This window comes from Dermatobacter hominis, from assembly GCF_020715685.1.
GTDB classification, from domain to species: domain Bacteria; phylum Actinomycetota; class Acidimicrobiia; order Acidimicrobiales; family Microtrichaceae; genus Dermatobacter; species Dermatobacter hominis.
The window spans coordinates 3374868-3393252 of record NZ_CP085840.1; the positions used below are offsets into that span (position 1 = coordinate 3374868).

General features: G+C 73.0%; 18 protein-coding genes. 8 read left to right on the top strand and 10 right to left on the bottom strand.

Translation table 11 applies throughout. The features are described 5' to 3' along the window. The first annotated feature begins 6 nt into the window (after nt 1-6). Nucleotides 7-786, top strand: a complete 780-nt coding sequence (locus LH044_RS15865; RefSeq protein WP_227756562.1) for an SDR family NAD(P)-dependent oxidoreductase — start codon at nt 7-9, stop codon at nt 784-786. A gap of 96 nt (nt 787-882) precedes the next feature. Here the strand turns inward: LH044_RS15865 and LH044_RS15870 are convergent, their stop codons facing one another. Together LH044_RS15870 and LH044_RS15875 are read right to left on the bottom strand one after the other, a co-directional pair. Beyond that, a complete protein-coding gene (locus LH044_RS15870) occupies nt 883-1758 on the bottom strand; it encodes a hypothetical protein (RefSeq protein WP_227756563.1) in 876 nt (291 codons plus the stop codon). A gap of 236 nt (nt 1759-1994) precedes the next feature. Further along, a complete protein-coding gene (locus LH044_RS15875) occupies nt 1995-3143 on the bottom strand; it encodes an epoxide hydrolase family protein (RefSeq protein ID WP_227756564.1) in 1149 nt (382 codons plus the stop codon). 73 nt (nt 3144-3216) lie between these two features. On the opposite strand from LH044_RS15875, the gene LH044_RS15880 reads away from it, so the two are divergent. Both LH044_RS15880 and LH044_RS15885 read left to right on the top strand, forming a co-directional pair. Beyond that, nucleotides 3217-4140: a hypothetical protein gene (locus tag LH044_RS15880; protein ID WP_227756565.1), complete on the top strand. Its 924-nt coding sequence runs from the start codon at nt 3217-3219 to the stop codon at nt 4138-4140. Next, the gene (locus LH044_RS15885) at nt 4137-4982 is read left to right on the top strand and encodes a hypothetical protein (RefSeq protein WP_227756566.1); all 846 of its coding nucleotides are present in this window, start codon (nt 4137-4139) and stop codon (nt 4980-4982) included. Before LH044_RS15880 ends, LH044_RS15885 begins: the two co-directional genes overlap by 4 nt. Nucleotides 4983-5012: 30 nt before the next feature. Here LH044_RS15885 and LH044_RS15890 read toward each other — a convergent pair whose 3' ends face one another. Next, a complete protein-coding gene (locus tag LH044_RS15890) occupies nt 5013-6203 on the bottom strand; it encodes a Ca2+-dependent phosphoinositide-specific phospholipase C (RefSeq protein ID WP_227756567.1) in 1191 nt (396 codons plus the stop codon). A 137-nt stretch (nt 6204-6340) separates the two neighbouring features. Continuing rightward, a complete protein-coding gene (locus LH044_RS15895; protein ID WP_227756568.1) occupies nt 6341-6811 on the bottom strand; it encodes a PaaI family thioesterase in 471 nt (156 codons plus the stop codon). Nucleotides 6812-6978: 167 nt separating this feature from the next. Here LH044_RS15895 and LH044_RS15900 point away from each other — a divergent pair, with 167 nt between their 5' ends. Beyond that, complete coding sequence (locus LH044_RS15900; protein ID WP_227756569.1) at nt 6979-8127, top strand: acetyl-CoA C-acetyltransferase; 1149 nt, start codon at nt 6979-6981, stop codon at nt 8125-8127. 162 nt (nt 8128-8289) lie between these two features. Here the strand turns inward: LH044_RS15900 and LH044_RS15905 are convergent, their stop codons facing one another. Beyond that, the gene (locus tag LH044_RS15905; RefSeq protein WP_227756570.1) at nt 8290-9201 is read right to left on the bottom strand and encodes a hypothetical protein; all 912 of its coding nucleotides are present in this window, start codon (nt 9199-9201) and stop codon (nt 8290-8292) included. A gap of 122 nt (nt 9202-9323) precedes the next feature. Between LH044_RS15905 and LH044_RS15910 the strand changes: the two genes are divergently transcribed. Then, nucleotides 9324-10277, top strand: a complete 954-nt coding sequence (locus LH044_RS15910) for a 2OG-Fe(II) oxygenase family protein (protein WP_227756571.1) — start codon at nt 9324-9326, stop codon at nt 10275-10277. Between the two features lie 81 nt (nt 10278-10358). Here LH044_RS15910 and LH044_RS15915 read toward each other — a convergent pair whose 3' ends face one another. Next, complete coding sequence (locus tag LH044_RS15915) at nt 10359-11693, bottom strand: glycosyltransferase family 2 protein (protein WP_227756572.1); 1335 nt, start codon at nt 11691-11693, stop codon at nt 10359-10361. A 270-nt stretch (nt 11694-11963) separates the two neighbouring features. Beyond that, nucleotides 11964-13412: a non-hydrolyzing UDP-N-acetylglucosamine 2-epimerase gene (gene wecB / locus LH044_RS15920; protein ID WP_227756573.1), complete on the bottom strand. Its 1449-nt coding sequence runs from the start codon at nt 13410-13412 to the stop codon at nt 11964-11966. A gap of 171 nt (nt 13413-13583) precedes the next feature. Here wecB and LH044_RS15925 point away from each other — a divergent pair, with 171 nt between their 5' ends. The 3 genes from LH044_RS15925 (at nt 13584) to LH044_RS15935 (ending at nt 16584) form a co-directional block, all read left to right on the top strand. Continuing rightward, entirely contained in the window at nt 13584-14312 is a 729-nt protein-coding gene (locus tag LH044_RS15925) for a hypothetical protein (protein ID WP_227756574.1), read from the top strand. 83 nt (nt 14313-14395) lie between these two features. Next, on the top strand, nt 14396-15631 hold the full coding sequence (locus tag LH044_RS15930; protein ID WP_227756575.1) for an acyl-CoA dehydrogenase family protein: 1236 nt from the start codon (nt 14396-14398) through the stop codon (nt 15629-15631). A gap of 143 nt (nt 15632-15774) precedes the next feature. Further along, nucleotides 15775-16584 (top strand): SDR family oxidoreductase, encoded by an 810-nt coding sequence (locus tag LH044_RS15935; RefSeq protein ID WP_227756576.1) that lies wholly within the window; start codon nt 15775-15777, stop codon nt 16582-16584. 16 nt (nt 16585-16600) lie between these two features. Here LH044_RS15935 and LH044_RS15940 read toward each other — a convergent pair whose 3' ends face one another. The 3 genes from LH044_RS15940 to LH044_RS15950 all read right to left on the bottom strand — a co-directional run bounded on the left by LH044_RS15940 (nt 16601) and on the right by LH044_RS15950 (nt 18336). Next, nucleotides 16601-16855, bottom strand: coding sequence for a lipopolysaccharide assembly protein LapA domain-containing protein (locus LH044_RS15940; RefSeq protein WP_227756577.1), 255 nt, complete (start codon nt 16853-16855; stop codon nt 16601-16603). Nucleotides 16856-16926: 71 nt separating this feature from the next. Further along, nucleotides 16927-17379, bottom strand: a complete 453-nt coding sequence (locus tag LH044_RS15945) for a nuclear transport factor 2 family protein (RefSeq protein ID WP_227756578.1) — start codon at nt 17377-17379, stop codon at nt 16927-16929. 114 nt (nt 17380-17493) lie between these two features. After that, entirely contained in the window at nt 17494-18336 is an 843-nt protein-coding gene (locus LH044_RS15950) for an LLM class F420-dependent oxidoreductase (RefSeq protein WP_227756579.1), read from the bottom strand. Nucleotides 18337-18385: the final 49 nt, after the last annotated feature.

The following is an 18385-nucleotide window of genomic DNA, read 5'->3' on the forward strand; positions in this document are numbered from 1 at the left end:
GGGTCCGTGGAGATCCGAGGACGTCGCATCATGGTCACCGGGGCGAGCGGGGGCCTGGGCGCCGCCATGGCCCGCGAGCTCGCTCGACGGGGTGCCGACCTGGTCCTGACCGCTCGCCGCCGCGAGCTGCTCGAGGCGCTCGCCGCCGAGACCGGCGGCGAGGTGGTGGTGGCCGATCTGGCGGACCGCACGGACGTCGACCGGCTCGCCGAGGACGCGACCGGCGTCGACGTGCTGGTGCTCAACGCCGGCGTCGGGTCCGACACCGTGATCGAGGAGGAGTCACCGGAGCACGTCGACGCCACGATCGACGTCAACCTCCGGGCCCCGATCCACCTGTCGGTCGCCTTCGCCCAGCACCTGCTCGCCGAGCGCCGCCACGGCCAGATCGTGCTCGTGGGCTCGCTGTCCGGGCTGGCGGCCACGCCCAACACCCGCATGTACAACGCGACGAAGTTCGGCCTCCGCGGGTTCGCGCACTCGCTGCGCCAGGACCTGGACGGATCCGGCATCGGCGTCACGCTGGTCTCGCCGGGCTTCATCCGCGACGCCGGCATGTTCGCCGAGGGCGACATCGAGCTGCCGCCCGGCGTGCGGACCAAGACCCCGCAGGACGTCGCCGACGCGGTGGTCACGGCGATCACGTCCGATCCGGCCGAGGTGTTCGTGTCGCCGATCGAGCTCCGCCTCGGCGCCACCCTGGCGACCGTCGCCCCCGGGCTCAGCGCCACGATCCAGAAGCGGATCGGCACGGCGGCGATGAAGTCGCCCGACGTCGAGGGCTAGAGCGACCCGATCGAGGTCCGGACGCGGAACGGCCCCGGGCGATCCGCCCGGGGCCGTCCTCGTCCTTCGGTCAGCGCTGACCGGAGCGCCGCTCCGTCAGGCCGGGCCGGACTGGAACGAGTAGGTGTGGACGCCGTCGGCGCCGGAGAACACCTGGTTGAAGTTCTTGGTGCTGGCCATCGTGTAGAGCCCACCGCCCTGGACGTCCGGCGGGACCGTCACGGCGGGGATCGGGATGCTCGGGATCGTGGTCGAACCGATCGCCGTGTCGATCAGCGAGGCCAGGGTGCCGGTGGCACCGAGGCCGACGTAGAGGGCGCCGCCCAGGACGTCGTCGCAGGTGCCCAGGCAGGGCAGGTTCGCCAGGATCAGGTTGAACGGCGTGCCCACGTTGTCGAAGAGGGCGTCGATGATCAGGCCGATGAGGGCGTTCGTGTCGCCGTTCGGCAGCGAGCCGGCGGCGAGCGTCGAGTTCAGCGCCGTCTCGAAGATGTTGGCGATGGACTCGGCGCCACCGGTCAGCGAGTCGAAGAAGTCCTCCTCGGCCGCCCAGGTGTAGGTGCCCACCACGTCCATCTTGTTGTTGGAGTTGAGGGCGTCGAGCACGTCGAGCGGCTGCACGCCGTTGAACGCCACCTTGGCACCGGTCGAGTCGTTCAGGCTGCGGCTGCCGCCGGCGCCCGTGCTGGGCAGCGTCCCGCCCTTGACGACCCAGGCCTGGGCGGACCCGGGCTCGCCGATGCGGACGCGGAAGGCGACCTGCAGCAGGTAGGCCTCGTCGGAGGTGTTCACGCAGACGAGCACGCAGACCTCGTCCTGCACGTTGTTCACCGTCATGTTGGTCCCCTTGAAGGACCAGTTGATCGGTGCCGGCGGAGCGCCCGGCGACGGAGCCGGCGCACAGGCCGCTGCCACGGCGGCGAAGGCCGCCACCAACCCCACGAGCGCGAAGCGCACGCCACGAGTCTTCATGTCCAGTCCCTCCCGGGTTCTGCCCAGTGATTCCCGGTGGGTGTCGCCCAGTGCGATCGCCCCCCGCATCGCCACCAGCCACGGTGACCTGGGTCGAACGTACCACTGAGGTGGGGCACAGGTCACGGAAAATCGAACGAAGTTCACCCGTCAGGGGGAACCGTTCACCGAGCGGGGAGCAGCGGTTCACCCGCTCGGTTTGACGCTGTCCACCCGAGCCGGGGCGCCGGCTCGGTTCAGCGCATCGTCCGGAAGGCGCTCCGGACCTGGGACACGAACGCCTCCGGCTGCTCGAACGCGGCGAAGTGGCCGCCGCGCTCGAGCTCGTCGAAGTGCCGCAGGTCCGAGAACCGGGTCTCCGCCCAGCGCCGGCTGGTCCGGAAGATCTCGTGCGGGAAGACCGAGATGGCCGACGGGACCTCGATCGGGCTGAAGTCGACGTGCTTGAACGACTCCCAGTACAGCCGCGCCGACGACGCGGCCGAGTTGGTCAACCAGTACACCGACACGTTGTCGAGGAGCTCGTCCGCGGTCAGGGCGTTCAGCGGATCGCCGTCGCAGTCGGTCCAGGACCAGAACTTCTCGACGATCCACGCCATCTGCCCGACCGGCGAGTCGGCCAGCCCGTACCCGAGCGTCTGCGGACGGGTCGACTGCTGCGTCGAGTAGCCGCCGTCCCAGTTCATGTAGTGGTCGAGCCCGGCGACCGCCGCGGCCTCGGTCGGCGTCATCTCCTCGGGCGGGGTCGACGGGATCACGAGCGGCATGTTCGTGTGGACGCCGACGAGGTGGTCGGTGTGGTGGGCGCCGATCGCCAGCGTGACCATCGAGCCCCAGTCGCCGCCCTGGGCGCCGAAGCGGTCGTAGCCCAGGCGGAGCATCAGCTGCTCCCACGCCGCGGCGATGCGGGGCACGCCCCAGCCGGTGTGGTCGGGCTTGTCGGACCACGCGTAGCCCGGCAGGGACGGCACGACCACGTGGAACGCATCGGCGGGGTCACCACCGTGGGCAGCGGGATCGGTCAGCGGTCCGATGACCTTCAGGAACTCGACGACCGAACCGGGCCAGCCGTGCGTGAGGACGATCGGGAGGGCGTCCTCCTGGGGGGAGCGCACGTGGAGGAAGTGGATGCCCAGGCCGTCGATCACCGTCCGGAACTGCGGGAAGGAGTTGAGCGTGGCCTCGACCCGCCGCCAGTCGTAGCCCGAGGACCAGTGGAGCGCGAGCTCCTGTGCGGCGCGCAGCGGCATGCCCTGCTTCCACGGCTCGTCGGTGCCGGCCACCGTCTCCTGGTCGGGCCAGCGGGTGTGGCGGATCCGGTTGGCCAGGTCGTCCAGCTGCTCCTGCGGGACGTCGATGGTGAAGGGCACGATCTCGTCGGTCACGGGCGCGAACGGTAGATCGTCCGATCGGGGCCGCGGCGCCGATCCTGTCGGTGGCAGCTGCCATGCTCTGGCCGTGTCCGGTCCCGTGTCCGTCGCCGCCGAGCTGGACGATCTGCTGGCCGCGTCGCCGGCGTCGCCGGTCGCGCCCGAGGAGCTCGACGAGGTGCGGGCCGACCTCGAGATCGCCGCAGCGCGTGCGGCGGAGCTGGTCGACGGCCACGACGCGGCGGAGGCGCTCCCGTTGCGGCTCCCGAAGGGCCGCGTGGCGTCCCTCGCCGAGTGCGAGCGCTGCGCCGTCGCGACCAGCCGCCCGTCCGCCGACGACGAGGCGCGGCCCTCGGTGCGGCAGCTGCTCGGCCGGGCCCTCGACGTGTACGTCGAGCACGAGATCGCCGAGGGCCCGGTCGCCGATCCGCTCGAGGACCTGCTGTCGTGGCTCGGGGCGCGCGGCGAGCTCGACGTCCGCGACCAGGTGCAGGCGGGGGCCGACGGGCTCGACCTCGCGCCGCTGGCGACCGCGGCTCGGGCGTGGGCGGGGCTGGACCCGTCGTGGTGGCCGCGGACCCAGGCCTCGGCCGCGGTGCACCTCGCCGGCGGCGCCGTGCGCTGCGAGGGCCGGACCGACGTCGAGCTCGGCGGGCCGCTGTCCGGCCGCCCAGCGGTCGTGGTCGAGGTCAAGCTCGGCCGTCCGCACCACGGGCACCTCGCCGAGGCGACGCACTACGCCCTCCTCGTCGCGCTGCGCGACCGCCGCGCCCCGGCCGCGGTGGCCCGGTGGTACCCGGGCGGCACGCTGGCGTCGATGCCCGTCGGCGCCGACGTGCTGCACTCGGCGGCCCGCCGGCTGGCCGACGCGATCGGCACATGGGCCGAGCTGCAGGTCGGGCGCACCCCGGTGGAGCGCGCCGGGCCGTCGTGCGCGTGGTGCCCCGATGCCGACCGCTGCCCCACGTACCAGGACCCGCCCGACCCGTTCGACGACGCGGTGGCCCCGTGACGGCCGACGACCGCGCTGCGCTCGCGGTCGCGGCCCGCGACGACCTGGTCGGGCGCCTCGACGCACTGCTCGGCGACCGTCTCCGGTTGGAGCAGAAGCGACCGCGTGACGGCGCCGGCTGGGTCGACGTGTCGGCGCACGACCTCGCGCTGGTCTGCCCCTCGCGCTGGTCGGTGCCGTTCGACGACTTCGTGGTGACGGCCGCGACCGCCGCCGGGGCGATCGGGCGGGTGGCCCTGCGGGAGCGGCGCGACGGCGAGCCGGTCGGGGTCGCGGTGGACCGAGTCCTCACGTCGGTCGACGACCTCGACCGCGACGCGGCGTGGTTCGCCGACTGGTACGAGCAGGAGCTGGACCGCGCCGGACGGGCGGCCGTGCGGGCCGCCGCGACCACGTGGGCGACCGGGGCGCTGGCCGCCGTGGCGGGTCGGCCGCTGTCGTGGGCGACGCGGCGCCAGCTCGTCGACGTCCCCGAGCGGACGATCCGGCTGCGGGCGAACTGGGACGCGTCCGACGGCGTGTCCCGCCCCGACGTGCTGGTCGTGATGTCGGCCCGGGCCCCGTCGGACCCCGCCCTCGGCCTGCTTGCCGGGTTCAACGCGCTCGCCGACGGGTTGCTCCGCCGGCAGGTCCCGGCGCGGGTCCGGGTCGGCTCGCCCGCCACCGCGTCGACCGTCGCCTTCCCGGTCACGGCCGATCTGCTGGCACGGGCGGTCGAGCGGGTGGTCGAGCTGGTCCGCTGGCGCGCCGAGCCCGACGCCGCGCCGACCTCGCCCGGCCGGTGGTGCCGCGACTGCCACCTCCTCGACGTCTGCCCCGACGCCGGAGCGTCGGTCGGCTGAGGCGGGCGCGACCCGCCGTGACCTCGGCCCTCAGGCCGCGGGCTCGACGGCGGCCGCCGCCGTGCACGTGGCCGGCGTGGTGTTCACCGGGTTGCAGCGGGCCTGCACCCGGGTCGGGAACGCCACCTGGTAGCCGGTGCCCAACTGCGGCTCGCCGGCGGGGAAGTCGGTGTGCACCATCTGCGCGCCCGAGGCGAGCGCGGCGGCCCGGTCGGGTCCGGGGTTGACCACGTCGGCGTCGGCCCGGGTGCGGACGAGGAAGCCCTGCTGGACGAGCGCGGCGATGGCCGAGCCGTCGCCGGGGTCGTTCACCTTCAGCACCGCGCCGTCGGGACGGGAGAAGCCGTCGCTCGTGAACAGCGCCCGGCCCTGGAGCGACGGGTGGCCGTCGAGGTAGCGGGTCGCGAGCTGGCCGGCGTTGTCGAGGAACAGCAGGAACCGGCCCCGGCTGTCGGCCACCGTCGGCCAGCCGCCGCCCGAGCCCGCGGTCGTCACCGCGGTGCGCAGGTCGGGCGCCGAGCCGCGGACCTCGTCGGGGGTGATGAGGCGGTCGCCGAGCACCGCGGCGACGTCGGCGTCGAGCGCGTCGAGCTGCGCCGCGTCGAACTCCTGGATCGGCGTGACGTCGAACGGGGAGGGGAGCGGGTCCTGCTTGAGCTCGAGGTTGATCGTGATCGGGAGGTGGCCCGGGTGGGCGTCGGACCAGGCCGTCATCTCCTCGAGGCAGCCGACGAGGGTCGGGCAGGTGGAGAGGTAGTCGATCTCCTGGATGTGGAGGACCTTGAAGCCGGGGTCGTCCATGCCCGGCGGGTAGGGCTGGCCCAGCAGCTGCGCGGCGAGCGGCGCGGCGAACCGCCCACCCGTGGGGTCGGCCCAGATGTCGAGCTCGAAGCTGCGGATGCCGCTGTCGAGCTGCTGCGTGAGCGGGCGGTGGCCGTAGTTGAGCTGCGCCGGGTCGAGACCGCTGCCGGCGAGCTCGGGGACCGCGGCGGAGCCGAGGCCCAGCGCGGCGAGGAGCCCGAAGGAGGGCTGCGTCTTGTACGAGTTGTGGCTGCCCAGGTACTGGAGCTGGTTGAGCCCGATCGCGTCGTCGCCGACGGGGACGGACGGTTCCGTCGGCGGGGTGGAGGTCGGCACGGTGCAGGCCACTGCGACCACCGCCACCACCATCGCCGCCACGGCCCACCGGACCGATCCGATCGCTCGCTTCGCAGCCCCCACGGCACGCCCCCCGCTCCGCCGGGCTCCCTCGAGTCCCGGACCGGAGACATGGTCCCAGGCCGTTCGCCTCCAGGCAACCGCCACGTCACCCGGCGTTCACCTCTCGCCGCCACCGCCCGCCGGGTGGGGCGGGTCGCTCACCCGGGCTCGGGCGCCGATCCCACCACGTAGATGAGATCGCCGGTGGCGACGGTGACGCCCGAGGCGGTCCGCACCTCGACCTCGCAGAACACGACGCGCGTGCCGCGGCGCCGCACCCAGCCCTCGGCCACCAGGTCCTCCTGGCGGACGGGCTGGATGTAGCGCACCGACATCTCGATCGTGGAGAACGGCCGGGCGTCGGTGTAGGCCGTGCCGATCGCCGGCACGACGGCGGTGTCGATGAGGGTCGCGATCGCGCCACCGTGCATCAGGCCCTGGGACTGGTTGAGGTCGCTGCGCCACGGCATCCGCAGGCGGGCGTAGTCGCGGCGGAGCTCCTCGACCTGGATGCCGAGGAGGTTCGGGAACCAACGCCGGTCGCCCTCCTCGGAGAGGAAGCCCGACCACCGCTTCGCCACCGACGGCGACAGCAGGTCGAACTCCTCGGCTCGCCACGTCCTCGACATGGCGGAAGTCTGCCCGATCGGACAACTCCCGTGGGGGGTCGTCGCCGGTGAGCGGGCCGAGCCCGGGCGATGCGGCCGATCGGTCGGTCGCCGCGTACCTTGGAGCAGCTTTCGTGACACCACGACGGACCAGTGACCGCTCCGCCGGTCGAGCCCGAGGAGAACCCATGGCCGAGGCCTACATCATCGACACCGTGCGCACCCCCGTCGGCAAGCGGGGCGGGTCGCTCTCCCAGATCCACCCGGCCGACCTCGGCGCCCACACGCTGAGGGAGCTGGTGAAGCGCACCGGGATCGATGCCGGCGCCGTCGACGACGTGGTGATGGGCTGCCTCGACACGATCGGCTCGCAGGCCGGCGACGTCGGTCGCACCGCGTGGCTCGCCGCGGGGCTCCCGGAGCACGTCCCGGGCACCACGATCGACCGCCAGTGCGGGTCGTCGCAGCAGGCGGTGCACTTCGCCGCGCAGGGCGTCATGTCCGGCACGCAGGACCTCGTCGTCGCCGCCGGCCTCCAGAACATGTCGCGCATCCCGATCAGCTCGGCGATGCTCGTCGCCGAGCAGTTCGGCGACACCGACCCGTTCTCCGGGTCCATGGGCTGGGTCGAGCGCTACGGCGACCAGGAGGTCAGCCAGTTCCGCGGCGCCGACATGATCGCCGAGAAGTGGGACATCTCCCGGGAGGACATGGAGGAGTTCGCCATGGAGTCCCACCGCCGCGCGATCGCGGCGCGGGCCGAGGGCCGGTTCGACAACGAGATCGTCGAGCTCAACGGCCTCACCTTCGACGAGGGCCCGCGCGAGCCGAACCCCGAGAAGATCGCCTCGCTGCCGACGCTGCGCGAGGGCGGACGCATCACCGCCGCCGTCGCCTCGCAGATCTCCGACGCCTCGGCCGCCATGCTGATCGCGAGCGAGCAGGCGGTCGAGCAGCACGGGCTGAAGCCGCGGGCCCGCATCCACCACCTGTCGGTGCTGGCTGACGACCCGGTGTACATGCTGTCGGCGCCGATCCCCGCGACCAAGCGGGCGCTCGAGAAGGCCGGCATGACGCTCGACGACATCGACCTGGTCGAGATCAACGAGGCGTTCGCCTCAGTGGTCCTGGCGTGGGCCAAGGAGCTCGACGCCGACCTGTCGAAGGTCAACGTCAACGGCGGGGCGATCTCGCTCGGCCACCCGCTCGGCGCCACCGGCGTCCGGCTGATGACCACGCTCCTGAACGAGCTCGAGCGCACCGGGGGCCGCTACGGCCTCCAGACGATGTGCGAGGGCGGCGGCCAGGCGAACGTGACGATCATCGAGCGGCTCTGAGCGGAGCGAACCGCCGCTCGACGGATCGACTCCCCACGTGTCGGCGGAGCTCGCGGAGCCGACGGGCGGGGGGCGGGGTCGGCGGACGTGTGACGATCATCGAGCGGCTCTGAGCGGCTCTGAGTGGCTGGAGCGGGCCGGGGGCGGGGGTCGCCCTCGGGCTCAGCCGTCGGACAGCACGACGTCGGTGGGCTCGAAGTCGACTTGGACGATCCGGCCGGCCTCGTCGTTCCGGAAGGTCCACTTCCCGAGCACGACGCGGCCCTTGTAGCCCTGGTACGGGCCGTCCTGGATCGTGAACAGCAGGATCACGTTCGGGAACGCGAGCTCGACCTCGGCGGTGAGGTTCGACCGGCGGCCGAGGTCCGGGGCGATGCCCGGGCCCACCGTGGTCCAGTCGATCACGCCGATCGCCGAGCCCTTGCCGCGGCGCGCCGTCATCTCCGGCATCTCGGTGGTCATCGAGATCCCGCCGGTGGTCCGCCCCTCGACCGACGTGCAGTCGAACGTCGCGCCGGGCAGCAGCTCCATCCGCTGAGGCGTCGGCTCGCCGTCGGAGATGCGGACGCCGGGCTCCACCGTCGAGCTGCCCTCGAACCGGCAGCGGACCTCGTCGTAGACCGCAGCGTCCTCGGGGTCGGCCGATGGGAGCGTCGACGTGACGTCGGGGGCTCCCGGGAGGCTGGAGGGCACCTCGGGACCCGCCACCGGGCCGGGTTCCGCAGGTCCCCCGGCGGCGTCGGTCAGCCCGCGGACCGTCGACGCGATCCACAGGGCGCACAGCCCGACGAGCACGGCCACGACCGCCACCCACACCCATCGCTCACGCCGCCCCCGGTGCGGGGACAGCGTGGCCCGGACGGGCGGGACCCACGTGGGCACCGGGTGCGACGGCCCGGAGTACGGCGGGTCGTGGAACGGTGGCGACGACTCGGTCGTCGGCGCGCCCTTGAGGTGGGGCGGCAGACCGGAGGATCCCGGTGGTGCGGAGGTGAACGGCGGGGGTCCGTCGCGATCACCCGAGGACCCGCCCTCGGGCGCGGACCCGTCCGGCGGCACCCATCCCGCTCCCATGCCGACCACGGTACCGAGGTGTCGTCGACGTCCGGCACGGGCGGTACGATCAGCACGTCGATCGGGTAACTACCGGCCAGTGACGGACACGGCGGCCCACCACCATCCCCGGAGGTGCCCCCATGTCCGCTGCCGACCCGACGATCCCCGTCATCGACCTCGCCACCGCCACCGGTGACGAGCTGGTCGAGGCCCTCGTCGCCCACTCCTGCACCTTCCTCGTCGGGCACGGCGCGGTCGACAGGATCTCCCGGGTGCTCGAGACGTCGCAGGCGTTCTTCGAGCTGCCCCGTGACGAGAAGGACCGGGTGCGCTGGGACGGCGACCTCCCGTGGCAGGGCTTCCAGCCGGTGCACGAGGGCGGTCCCCAGGCGATGCTGCTGGAGCGCTTCGAGATCAACCTGGCCCCCGGCGGGCGGACCGACGCCCACGGCGACCCGGTGCCGCTCGACGAGTGGGCGGGGACGTTCGACCAGTGGCCCGACCGCCCGGCCGACCTGCGCGCCGCGTGGGTCGACCTCTACGCGCACCACCACGAGCTGGCGACCCGCCTCACGCACCTGATCGCCGGCTCGCTCGACCTGCCCGTCGAGGACCTGCCGGCCTGGACCTCCGGCCAGCACGCCAACATGGTCTGCAACCACTACCTGGCGCAGGACGAGCCGCCCGAGCCGGGGCGCGTCCGGCAGCGGCCGCACACCGACATCGGCGGCTTCACCCTGCTGTGGGCCGACGACAGCCCCGGCGGGCTGGAGGCCAGGATCGGTCCCGGCGGCACGTGGGTGCCGGTGTCGTTCCCGCCCGGCGCGATCCTCCTCCAGGTCGGCGACCTCCTGCACCGGTGGAGCCGCGGCCGGATCCCGGCGAACGACCACCGCGTCGTGAACCCCGAGCACGTGCCCGGCCGGGTCTCGAGCGACCGCTACTCGATCGTCTACTTCCAGTACCCCGACCGCTCGACCTGGGTCGCGCCCGACGAGGACGCCGAGGCGATGCACACCGAGGGTCACCTCATCGACCGCATGGCCGAGTCGGACCTGCAGGACGCCGGCGTCCTGGCGGCCCGCCTCTCCTGACCCCCAGCGGCCCGTCGCCACCGCGGATCCGGACGACCGCTGCCGAGCGCCGCGGACGCAGGCGCGAGCCGCGAAGGCCGGTCAGGCCGGAGCCGGCACCGGCTCGCGAGCCGTCTTCGCCCACGAGCCGCGCCGGGCCAGCAGGCGCAGCGTCGCCCGGACGAGGACCGGGAACAGCAGCCACGAGTACAGGGCGTACGGCTGCGCGATCAGCAGTCCGACGAGCCACGCCCAGGGCGTCCGCCGGGCCGAGCGCGCCACGGTCCCCAGCACCGCGCCGGTGAACCCGAGCGAGTAGGTGACGAGGATCAGCCACCACGGCATCGCGCTCGTCCAGAACGGCACGCCGTCGACGGCGAACAGCCACAGCCCGACCACCAGCGAGAGGCCGACGATCCCCTGCCAGACCGGGTTGAGGAGCGACGCCACGAGGTCCAGCCGGGCGCCCAACCGGACCGGGGCCCGGGCGACCGCCGGCAGGTGCCGCATGGCCTGGAGGTTCCCCTGCGACCAGCGCGTGCGCTGCCGGTAGAGGCGGCGCAGGCCGGGAAGGCCCTGCTGGTCGACCGCCGTACGGACCTCCTGACGGCTCCGCCAGCCGGCCTCGATCAGCCGCAGGCCGACGTCCTGGTCCTCGGTCAACCGGTCGCGCCACGGGCCCTCGTCGCCGTCGCGCACGACGGAGTCGAGCGCGGCCAACCGGTTGAACTGGCCGTTGCCGCCCATCCCCGCCGTGCCCCATCCCGTGCGACCGAGCTGGTAGAGCTCGCCGTAGATGCCGAACTCGACGTCCTGGCACCACGTCAGCAGGTGGTCCCGGTTGTAGATGCGGACCAGCGACTGGACGCCGCCGACACCCGGATCGGCGAAGTGCGCGGCGACGTGTCGGGGCGAGTCGGGGTCGAGGCGGCCGTCGGCGTCGACCACGGTGACGATCACCTGCGACGGGTCCGAGCCGGCGTGCGGGCCGGTCCGGAGCAGCACGTCGTGGACGTGGCGCCACGCCGCGTTCAGCGCCGCGGCCTTGCCACGACGGGCGTCGGGGAGGTCGCGGCGCAGGACCGCCAGGCTGCCCTCGGGCACCTGGCGACGGAGGTCCTCGAGCAGCTCGGGGGTGCGGTCGGTCGAGCCGTCGTCGACGACCAGGACGACCGTGTTGGGCGCGTCCATCGCCATCAGCCGCCCGACCGAGTCGACGATCGTCACCTCCTCGTCGAGCGCCGGCACGACCGCGACCCAGAGCAGCTCGGGCGGCGCGGTCTCGTACGGCTCCGGGAGGTGGTGCAGCGCGACGCGCGACCGCACGAACAGGATCACGACCCAGGCGTTGCTGCCGACGATCACGACCAGGGCGGTCAGCAGGATCACCTGCGCCCACCCCGGCGTCCCGTCGTAGAGGCCGAGCAGCGCGAGCACGTCAGGTCGCTTCGTCCGCCCGGGCGCTCACACGCTGTCCTGCTCCCAAGGGCTCCGCTTCCGGACCCCCGAGCACCCGGCTCGCTGCGCTCGCGCGGTTGCGGGCGCTCACACACTGTCCTGCTCCCAGGGGCTCCGCCCCCGGACCCCCGAGCACCCGGCTCGCTGCGCTCGCGCGGTTGCGGGCGTTCACACGCTGTCCTGCTCCCAGGGGCTCCGCCCCCGGACCCCCGAGCACCCGGCTCGCTGCGCTCGCGCGGTTGCGGGCGTTCACACGCCCACCCAATGCCCGTTGACGTCGCTGCGGTCGGGCACCTCGTCGCGCTCGGGCGCCGGCTCCTCCGCGGCGTGGCGCAGCGAGCGGTAGCCCGCCGCCCGCATGACGGCCCGCCGCTCGAAGCCCGGTCCGTAGTGCTCCGGCACGATGCGGTCGTCGCCGGCGAGGTAGCAGAGCGCGTCGGCGATCCGAGGGGCGGTGTGGCCGTCGCCGTACGGGTTGACCGCGCTCAGCATCGCCCGCCGCTCCGGCGTGTCGTCGAGCAGCAGCTCGCTCCAGTGCACGATGCGCTCGGGGTCGGTGCCCACCAGCTCGAGCGTCCCCGCCTCGACGCCCTCCGTTCGCTCGGTCTCCTCGCGGGCGACGAGCACCGGCGTCCCCACGACGGGCGCCTCCTCCTGGATGCCGCCCGAGTCGGTGACCACGAGATCGGCCCGGGCCAGCAGGTGGGCGAACTCCACGTAGGCCATCGGCTCGGTGAGCACGACGTTCGGCCGGTCGCCGAGGTGCGGGACGATCTGTCGGCGGACGATCGGGTTCGGGTGCATCGGCACGACGAACCGCGTGTCGGGCCGACGGTCGGCCAGCGTGGCGATCGCCGCAGCGATCCGGTCGATGCCCCCGTCCCAGTGCTCCCGTCGGTGCGCGGTCACGACCATGAGCGGGTCACCCGACGCGGCGACGGCGGCCACCGCGGGGTCGGTCGGCTCCTGCTCGAGCGACGCGGCCCAGCGCATCGCGTCGATGCCGGTGTTGCCGCACACGTACACCCGGTCGTACGGGACGCCCTCGCGGACGAGGTGCTCGCCGTTGAGCGGCGTCGGCGCGAGGTGGAAGCAGGCGATCCGGGAGATCAGCTGCCGGTTCATCTCCTCGGGGAACGGCGTGAGCGCGTCGTAGGTGCGCAGACCCGCCTCCACGTGGACGACCGGCAGCCGGAGGTGGAACGACGACAGCGCCGCCGCCATCGCGGAGCTCGTGTCGCCGTGCACCAGCACCGCGCCCGGGTACCCGTCGCTGACGACGTGCTGGAGGTCGGCGACCTCGCCCGTCGGGTCGCCGTACCGCTCGCGGCAGAAGGCGTCGAAGCGCGACGCGACCGACGTGACCAGCTCGTTGAGCGTCACGCCGGGACCGCCGCAGCCGAGGTCGACGTCGGGCGTGATGCCTGCCGCCTCGAGGATCGGGTCGACCAGGTCGCGGTGCTGGCCGGTCGACACGACGACGGGGTGCAGCGCCGGGTGCTCCCGGAGCGCGAGCACCAGCGGCAGCATCTTGATCGCCTCGGGCCGCGTCCCGATCACGAGCAGGATCTGGATCGGCTGCCGGGCGCGGGTCCGCCGGTCGTGCTCCACGCCCGGCGGCAGCATCCCGGGCGGGAGGGTGGCGCGACCCCGGACGGGCTCGGCGCCGTCCACGGGGCGGTCCTGTGGCGTCGACATCCCTCGACGCTATCGACGGGTGCATCGGAAGCCTCCCGGGTGAGCACCGGGCACCGACCCGGGATCGACGTCGCTCGATCGTCACGTTTCGTTCACGACCGGGTCCGATCGGCCGATGGAGCTTGGACGGGGCAGCGGCCCCGTGGCGGAACCGAAGAACAGCTGGGGAGCATGCAGGAGCGCGAGTCAGACCTCGACCTCCGGGTCGGGACGAACGGAGGCGGGCGCGACGGGCTGCACCGCATCGTCGATCCGACGGTGCTGGGCACGTCCGATTCGCTCGCGCGGCACCGGCGCGGCCTGCTGACGGGCCTGTCGATCGTCGTCGTGGACCCGGAGCCGGTCGCCTCGGCCCAGGTGGCCGCCGCCACCGACTGGGCGCCCCCGGAGTTCCGCGTGGAGTTCGTGCTCGGCGACCCGTCGCCCGCGCTCACCGATCGCCTCGACGTGCTGGCGTGGCCGTGGAGCGCGATCGCGCTCCCGACGGGCCGACTCGCTGCGCTCGACGCCGCCACGGCGCAGGCCTCGGGCGAGTTCGTGGTCATCGGGTCGGTCGGCGGTGACGCCGCCGGGCCGTCCGGCGACGACCACCCGTTCGAGCAGCTCGGCGAGGCGCTCGGCCTGATGTGGGTCAACGGCGCGGACGCCCTCGTGCTCGGGCAGGCCCGCGAGCTCACCGTCCCCGACGAGGAGCAGCAGGCCGGCGACCTGCGGCCGACGCACCTCGCCACGGCGCTCGGGGTCCGGCGCGGTGGTCCCGGCGCCCTCGTGGTCCTGCGTCGCTGGGTGGCCCGGTTCCTCTTCGACGACATCGCGAGCGCCATCGATCCGCTGCACGAGTTCGGCGACCGGGTGCGACTGCTCGAGCTGCGCCTGCTCGAGGTCCTCGGCCCCGGCTGACGCGTCCACCCCGGCGCACCGCCTCTCCACACCTGCGCCAGAACTGGAACGCGTTCCAGTTCTGCGGCCTACGATCGGCGCCCGTGGACTTCGAGGACTCGCCAGAGCTCGCGTCGTTCCGTGCCGAGGTGCGGGACTTCCTGGACGCGCACGCCGAGCTGCGGCGCGGCGACGAACGGGACTGGTCCCGCAACGGCGCCGCCACCGACGAGGAGGTCGCCGCCGACTACCGGCGCCGCTGCCGCGAGTGGCAGCGCACCCTCGCCGACCACGGCTGGGCGGGCCTGACCTGGCCCCAGGCGTTCGGCGGCAGGGGCGGCACGCCGGCCCACCAGATCGTCTTCAACCAGGAGCTCGCCCGCTACGACGCGACCTCGGGCTTCATCACCGCCGCACAGGCGCTGGTCGGGCCGACGCTGATGCAGCACGGCACCCCCGAGCAGCAGCAGCGCTACCTGGAGCCGCTGCTGCGTGGTGACGAGTGGTGGTGCCAGCTCTTCAGCGAACCGGGCGCCGGCTCCGACCTGTCGTCGCTCGCGACCCGCGCCGTCCTCGACGAGGCGACCGGCGAGTGGGTGGTCAACGGGCAGAAGGTCTGGACCTCGAACGCCCAGTACGCGGACTTCGGCATCCTCGTCGCCCGCACCGATCCCGACGTGCCCAAGCACGCGGGCCTCACCTACTTCGTCGTCGACATGCGCACGCCGGGCATCGAGATCCGGCCGCTCATCCAGGCGCAGGGCGTCGCCCACTTCAACGAGGTGTTCCTGAGCGACGTGCGCATCCCGGCCGAGAACGTCGTCGGCGAGGTCGGCGACGGCTGGCGCGTCACCCGCACCACGCTCCGATCGGAGTCGTCGATGATCTCGGGAGCCGGCCAGGCCACGCCGTTCACCGCGCTCCTGGCGCTGGCCCAGCAGCGGGACCGTGACGGGGATCCGGTGATCCGCCAGGGGCTGGCGCACGTGTACTCGAACGAGCTCATCATGAAGTGGATGGGCTGGCGAACCCAGACCGCGGTGATGACCGGCCGCTACGAGCTGGCGCTGCACGGCTCGCTGCTCAAGAACTTCTTCACGCGGTCGTTCGCGCAGAAGGTCGGCCTCGCGCTCGACATCCAGGGCGCCGAGGGGATGCTGTCCGACGACGCCGAGGGCGGCGGGTTCTGGCAGTACCAGTTCATCAACCAGTTCGCGTCCAGGATCGGCGGCGGGACCGAGGAGGTCCACCGCAACAACCTGGGTGAGCAGGCGCTCGGCCTGCCGCGGGAGCCGGCGGTGGACAAGGACGTCGCCTGGAACCAGACCCGCCGCTCCTGACCGGCGGCACCCGGCCGGGCCGCACCGGATCGACGCCGGCCAGAGCGACACCAGTCAGAGCGACACCGGCCAGAGCGACACCAGTCAGAGCGAACACCAGCCAGAACGACACCAGCCAGAACGAGACCAGGGGGACCAACCGCATGCTGCTCGAGGGCAAGACCGCCGTCGTGACCGGGATCGGGCCGGGGATGGGGCGCGACATCGCCCTGTCGCTCGCCCGGGAGGGCGCCGACGTCGCGCTCGTGGCCCGGTCCGACAAGACCGTGCCGGCCGTGGCCGAGGAGATCGAGGCGATGGGCCGGCGCGCCGTGGCCGTGTACGCCAACATCGCCGACGCCGACGAGTGTGCGCGCATGGCGTCCGAGGTCGAGGCCGCCTTCGGCGGCTCGCTCGACATCCTCGTGAACTCCGCGTTCTACGGCGGGCTCGACGAGCGGTTCGAGGACGCGGACCTCGACAAGTGGCAGCGCCCGATCAAGGTCAATTACCTCGGCACGCTGCGCGTGACCCAGGCGCTGCTGCCCCAGCTGAAGGCGGCGGGTGCGGAGCGAGGCGACGCCCGCATCGTCATGGTCAACACGATGTCGGTCCACCACCTCGAGGCGGGCGCCGGCGCCTACGCCGGGTCGAAGGCGGCACTCGGTGCGGTGTCGAAGACGCTCGCGCTCGAGCTCGGCGAGTACGGCATCAGGGTCAACTCGGTCCACCCCGGCTACATCTGGGGTGACAGCGTGCAGATCTACTTCCAGTGGCAGGCCGACGAGCGCGGCGGCGACGCCACCTGGGAGACGATCTACGAGGAGCGGGCCGCCGAGACGGCGCTCGGCTACCTGCCGCACTCGTCGGAGATCGCCGGTGCCGTCGTGTTCTTCGCCTCGCCGCTGGCGAAGTGCGTCACCGGCACCGCCCTGCCGGTGAACTCGGGCCACTGGATGCCGCCCTCCGCCTGATCGAGGGCGGGAGGCGTCAGACCTCCATGTACTTGCGCTTCGTGCGCCGCGCCCCGAGGCCCATGCCGACGACCACGCCGAGCAGTGCGGTGATCGCCAGCACCAGCCACAGCGGCATCGTCACGTCGGTGACCAGCAGCGTGACCTGCGCGTCGTCGGTGTTGGTGACGATGAAGACGAGCAGCAGGACGGCGATGATCGCCCCGCCGATCTGACGCCCGCTCGGGCGGAACGGCTCCTTGGGTTCGGGTCGAGCACCGCCGGCGATCATGGTGGTCCACCTCTCCGTCGCGCCCGCCGCAGCGGGCCGGTGTTCGGGACTGCGCCGTCGGCCGGGCCGGCTCAGGCGGCGTTGGGATCAGGGTAGGGGAGCGCCCCGTCGTGGTCCGCGATCCACTGCTTGATCTCTCTCATCATCCACTTGGTGTCGAACAGGTCCATCTGGCGCGAGATCTTCCCGTCGCCCGCGTAGGTGAGGACCGACGCCCCGGGCACGTCGTAGTAGGTGCCGTCGGGGCGCGTGCCCGGCAGGCGGTTGGCCCAGTGGTTGAGGATCACGCCGTGCTCGGTGTCGTAGGCCACCGCCGAGATCGGGAACTCCCAGTCGTCCAGCCCGGTCATCGACTCCTTCAGGAACGCCCGGATGGCGGGCAACCCGTGGCTCCACCCGTAGACCGAGTCCAGGTAGCTGGCGTCCTCGGTGAACAGGTCGCCGAGCCCCTCCCAGTCGCCGGCCTCGTGGAGCGCCCGGTGGCGTGCGTAGAAGTCGCGCAGCTCGTCCTCGCCGTAGCTCATGGTCGATACCCCCTGGTCGTGGTCCTGTTCCTACTCGCCCCACCCGTTCTGTGATGCTCGATACGTCGATCCAGGCGCATCTGGCATCACAGAACGGTCGTCGGGACGGGTGCGTCAGCTCCGCAGCTCGGCCACCAGCGCCGCCTGCTCGTCGAGCACCGGCAGCACGTCGTCGGCCGGCGCCGACGGGATGCGGAACACGCACTCGGTCACCCCGATCTCGGCGAAGTGCTCCAGCTTCGGTGCCGTGGGCAGCGAGCCGAACGGCACGATCTGCATCGCCTCGGGATCACGGCCGGCCGCAGCGACGGCCTCCTTGTAGCGGGGGATCGCCTCGGTGAGCCCGGCGCCGCCGATCGGGATCCACCCGTCCGCGTACTCGGCGAGGTGGGCGAACATCTTCGGGCCGGCCCCGCCGCCGATGAGCACCGGCACCGGCACGTCGGGCTTGGGCCAGGACCAGGTGTCGGGGAACGAGACGAAGTCGCCGTCGTAGCTCGCGACCTCGTCGGTCCACAGCGCCCGCATGGCCAACATGTGGTCCCGCGTGTGCTCGCGGCGGGTGCGGTACTCGACGCCGTGGTCCTCCATCTCGTCCTCGTTCCAGCCGAAGCCGATGCCGAGCTCGAACCGGCCGCCCGACAGGTTCTGCAGCGTCGCGATCGCCTTGGCGGTCACGATCGGCTCGCGCTGGGCCGGCAGGAGGATGCCGGTGCCGAGCCGGATGGTCGACGTGAGCGAGGCGGCGGCGGCGAGCGCGATCAGCGGGTCGACGCTGCGCTTGTACTCCTCGGCCAGCTGGGCGTCCCCGGTCGGGGGTGGGGTGCGCCGGCTGGTCGGGATGTGGGTGTGCTCGGGGATCCAGATCGAGTCGAAGCCCCGCTCCTCGGCGGCGACCGCGAGCTCGGTGACGGGCATCGACACGTCGGTCGAGAAGATCGTGACGCCGAAGCGCACCGGTGGAACCCCCTGGTCTGGCGATCGTCGGACGGTGCGGGGCGTGCTC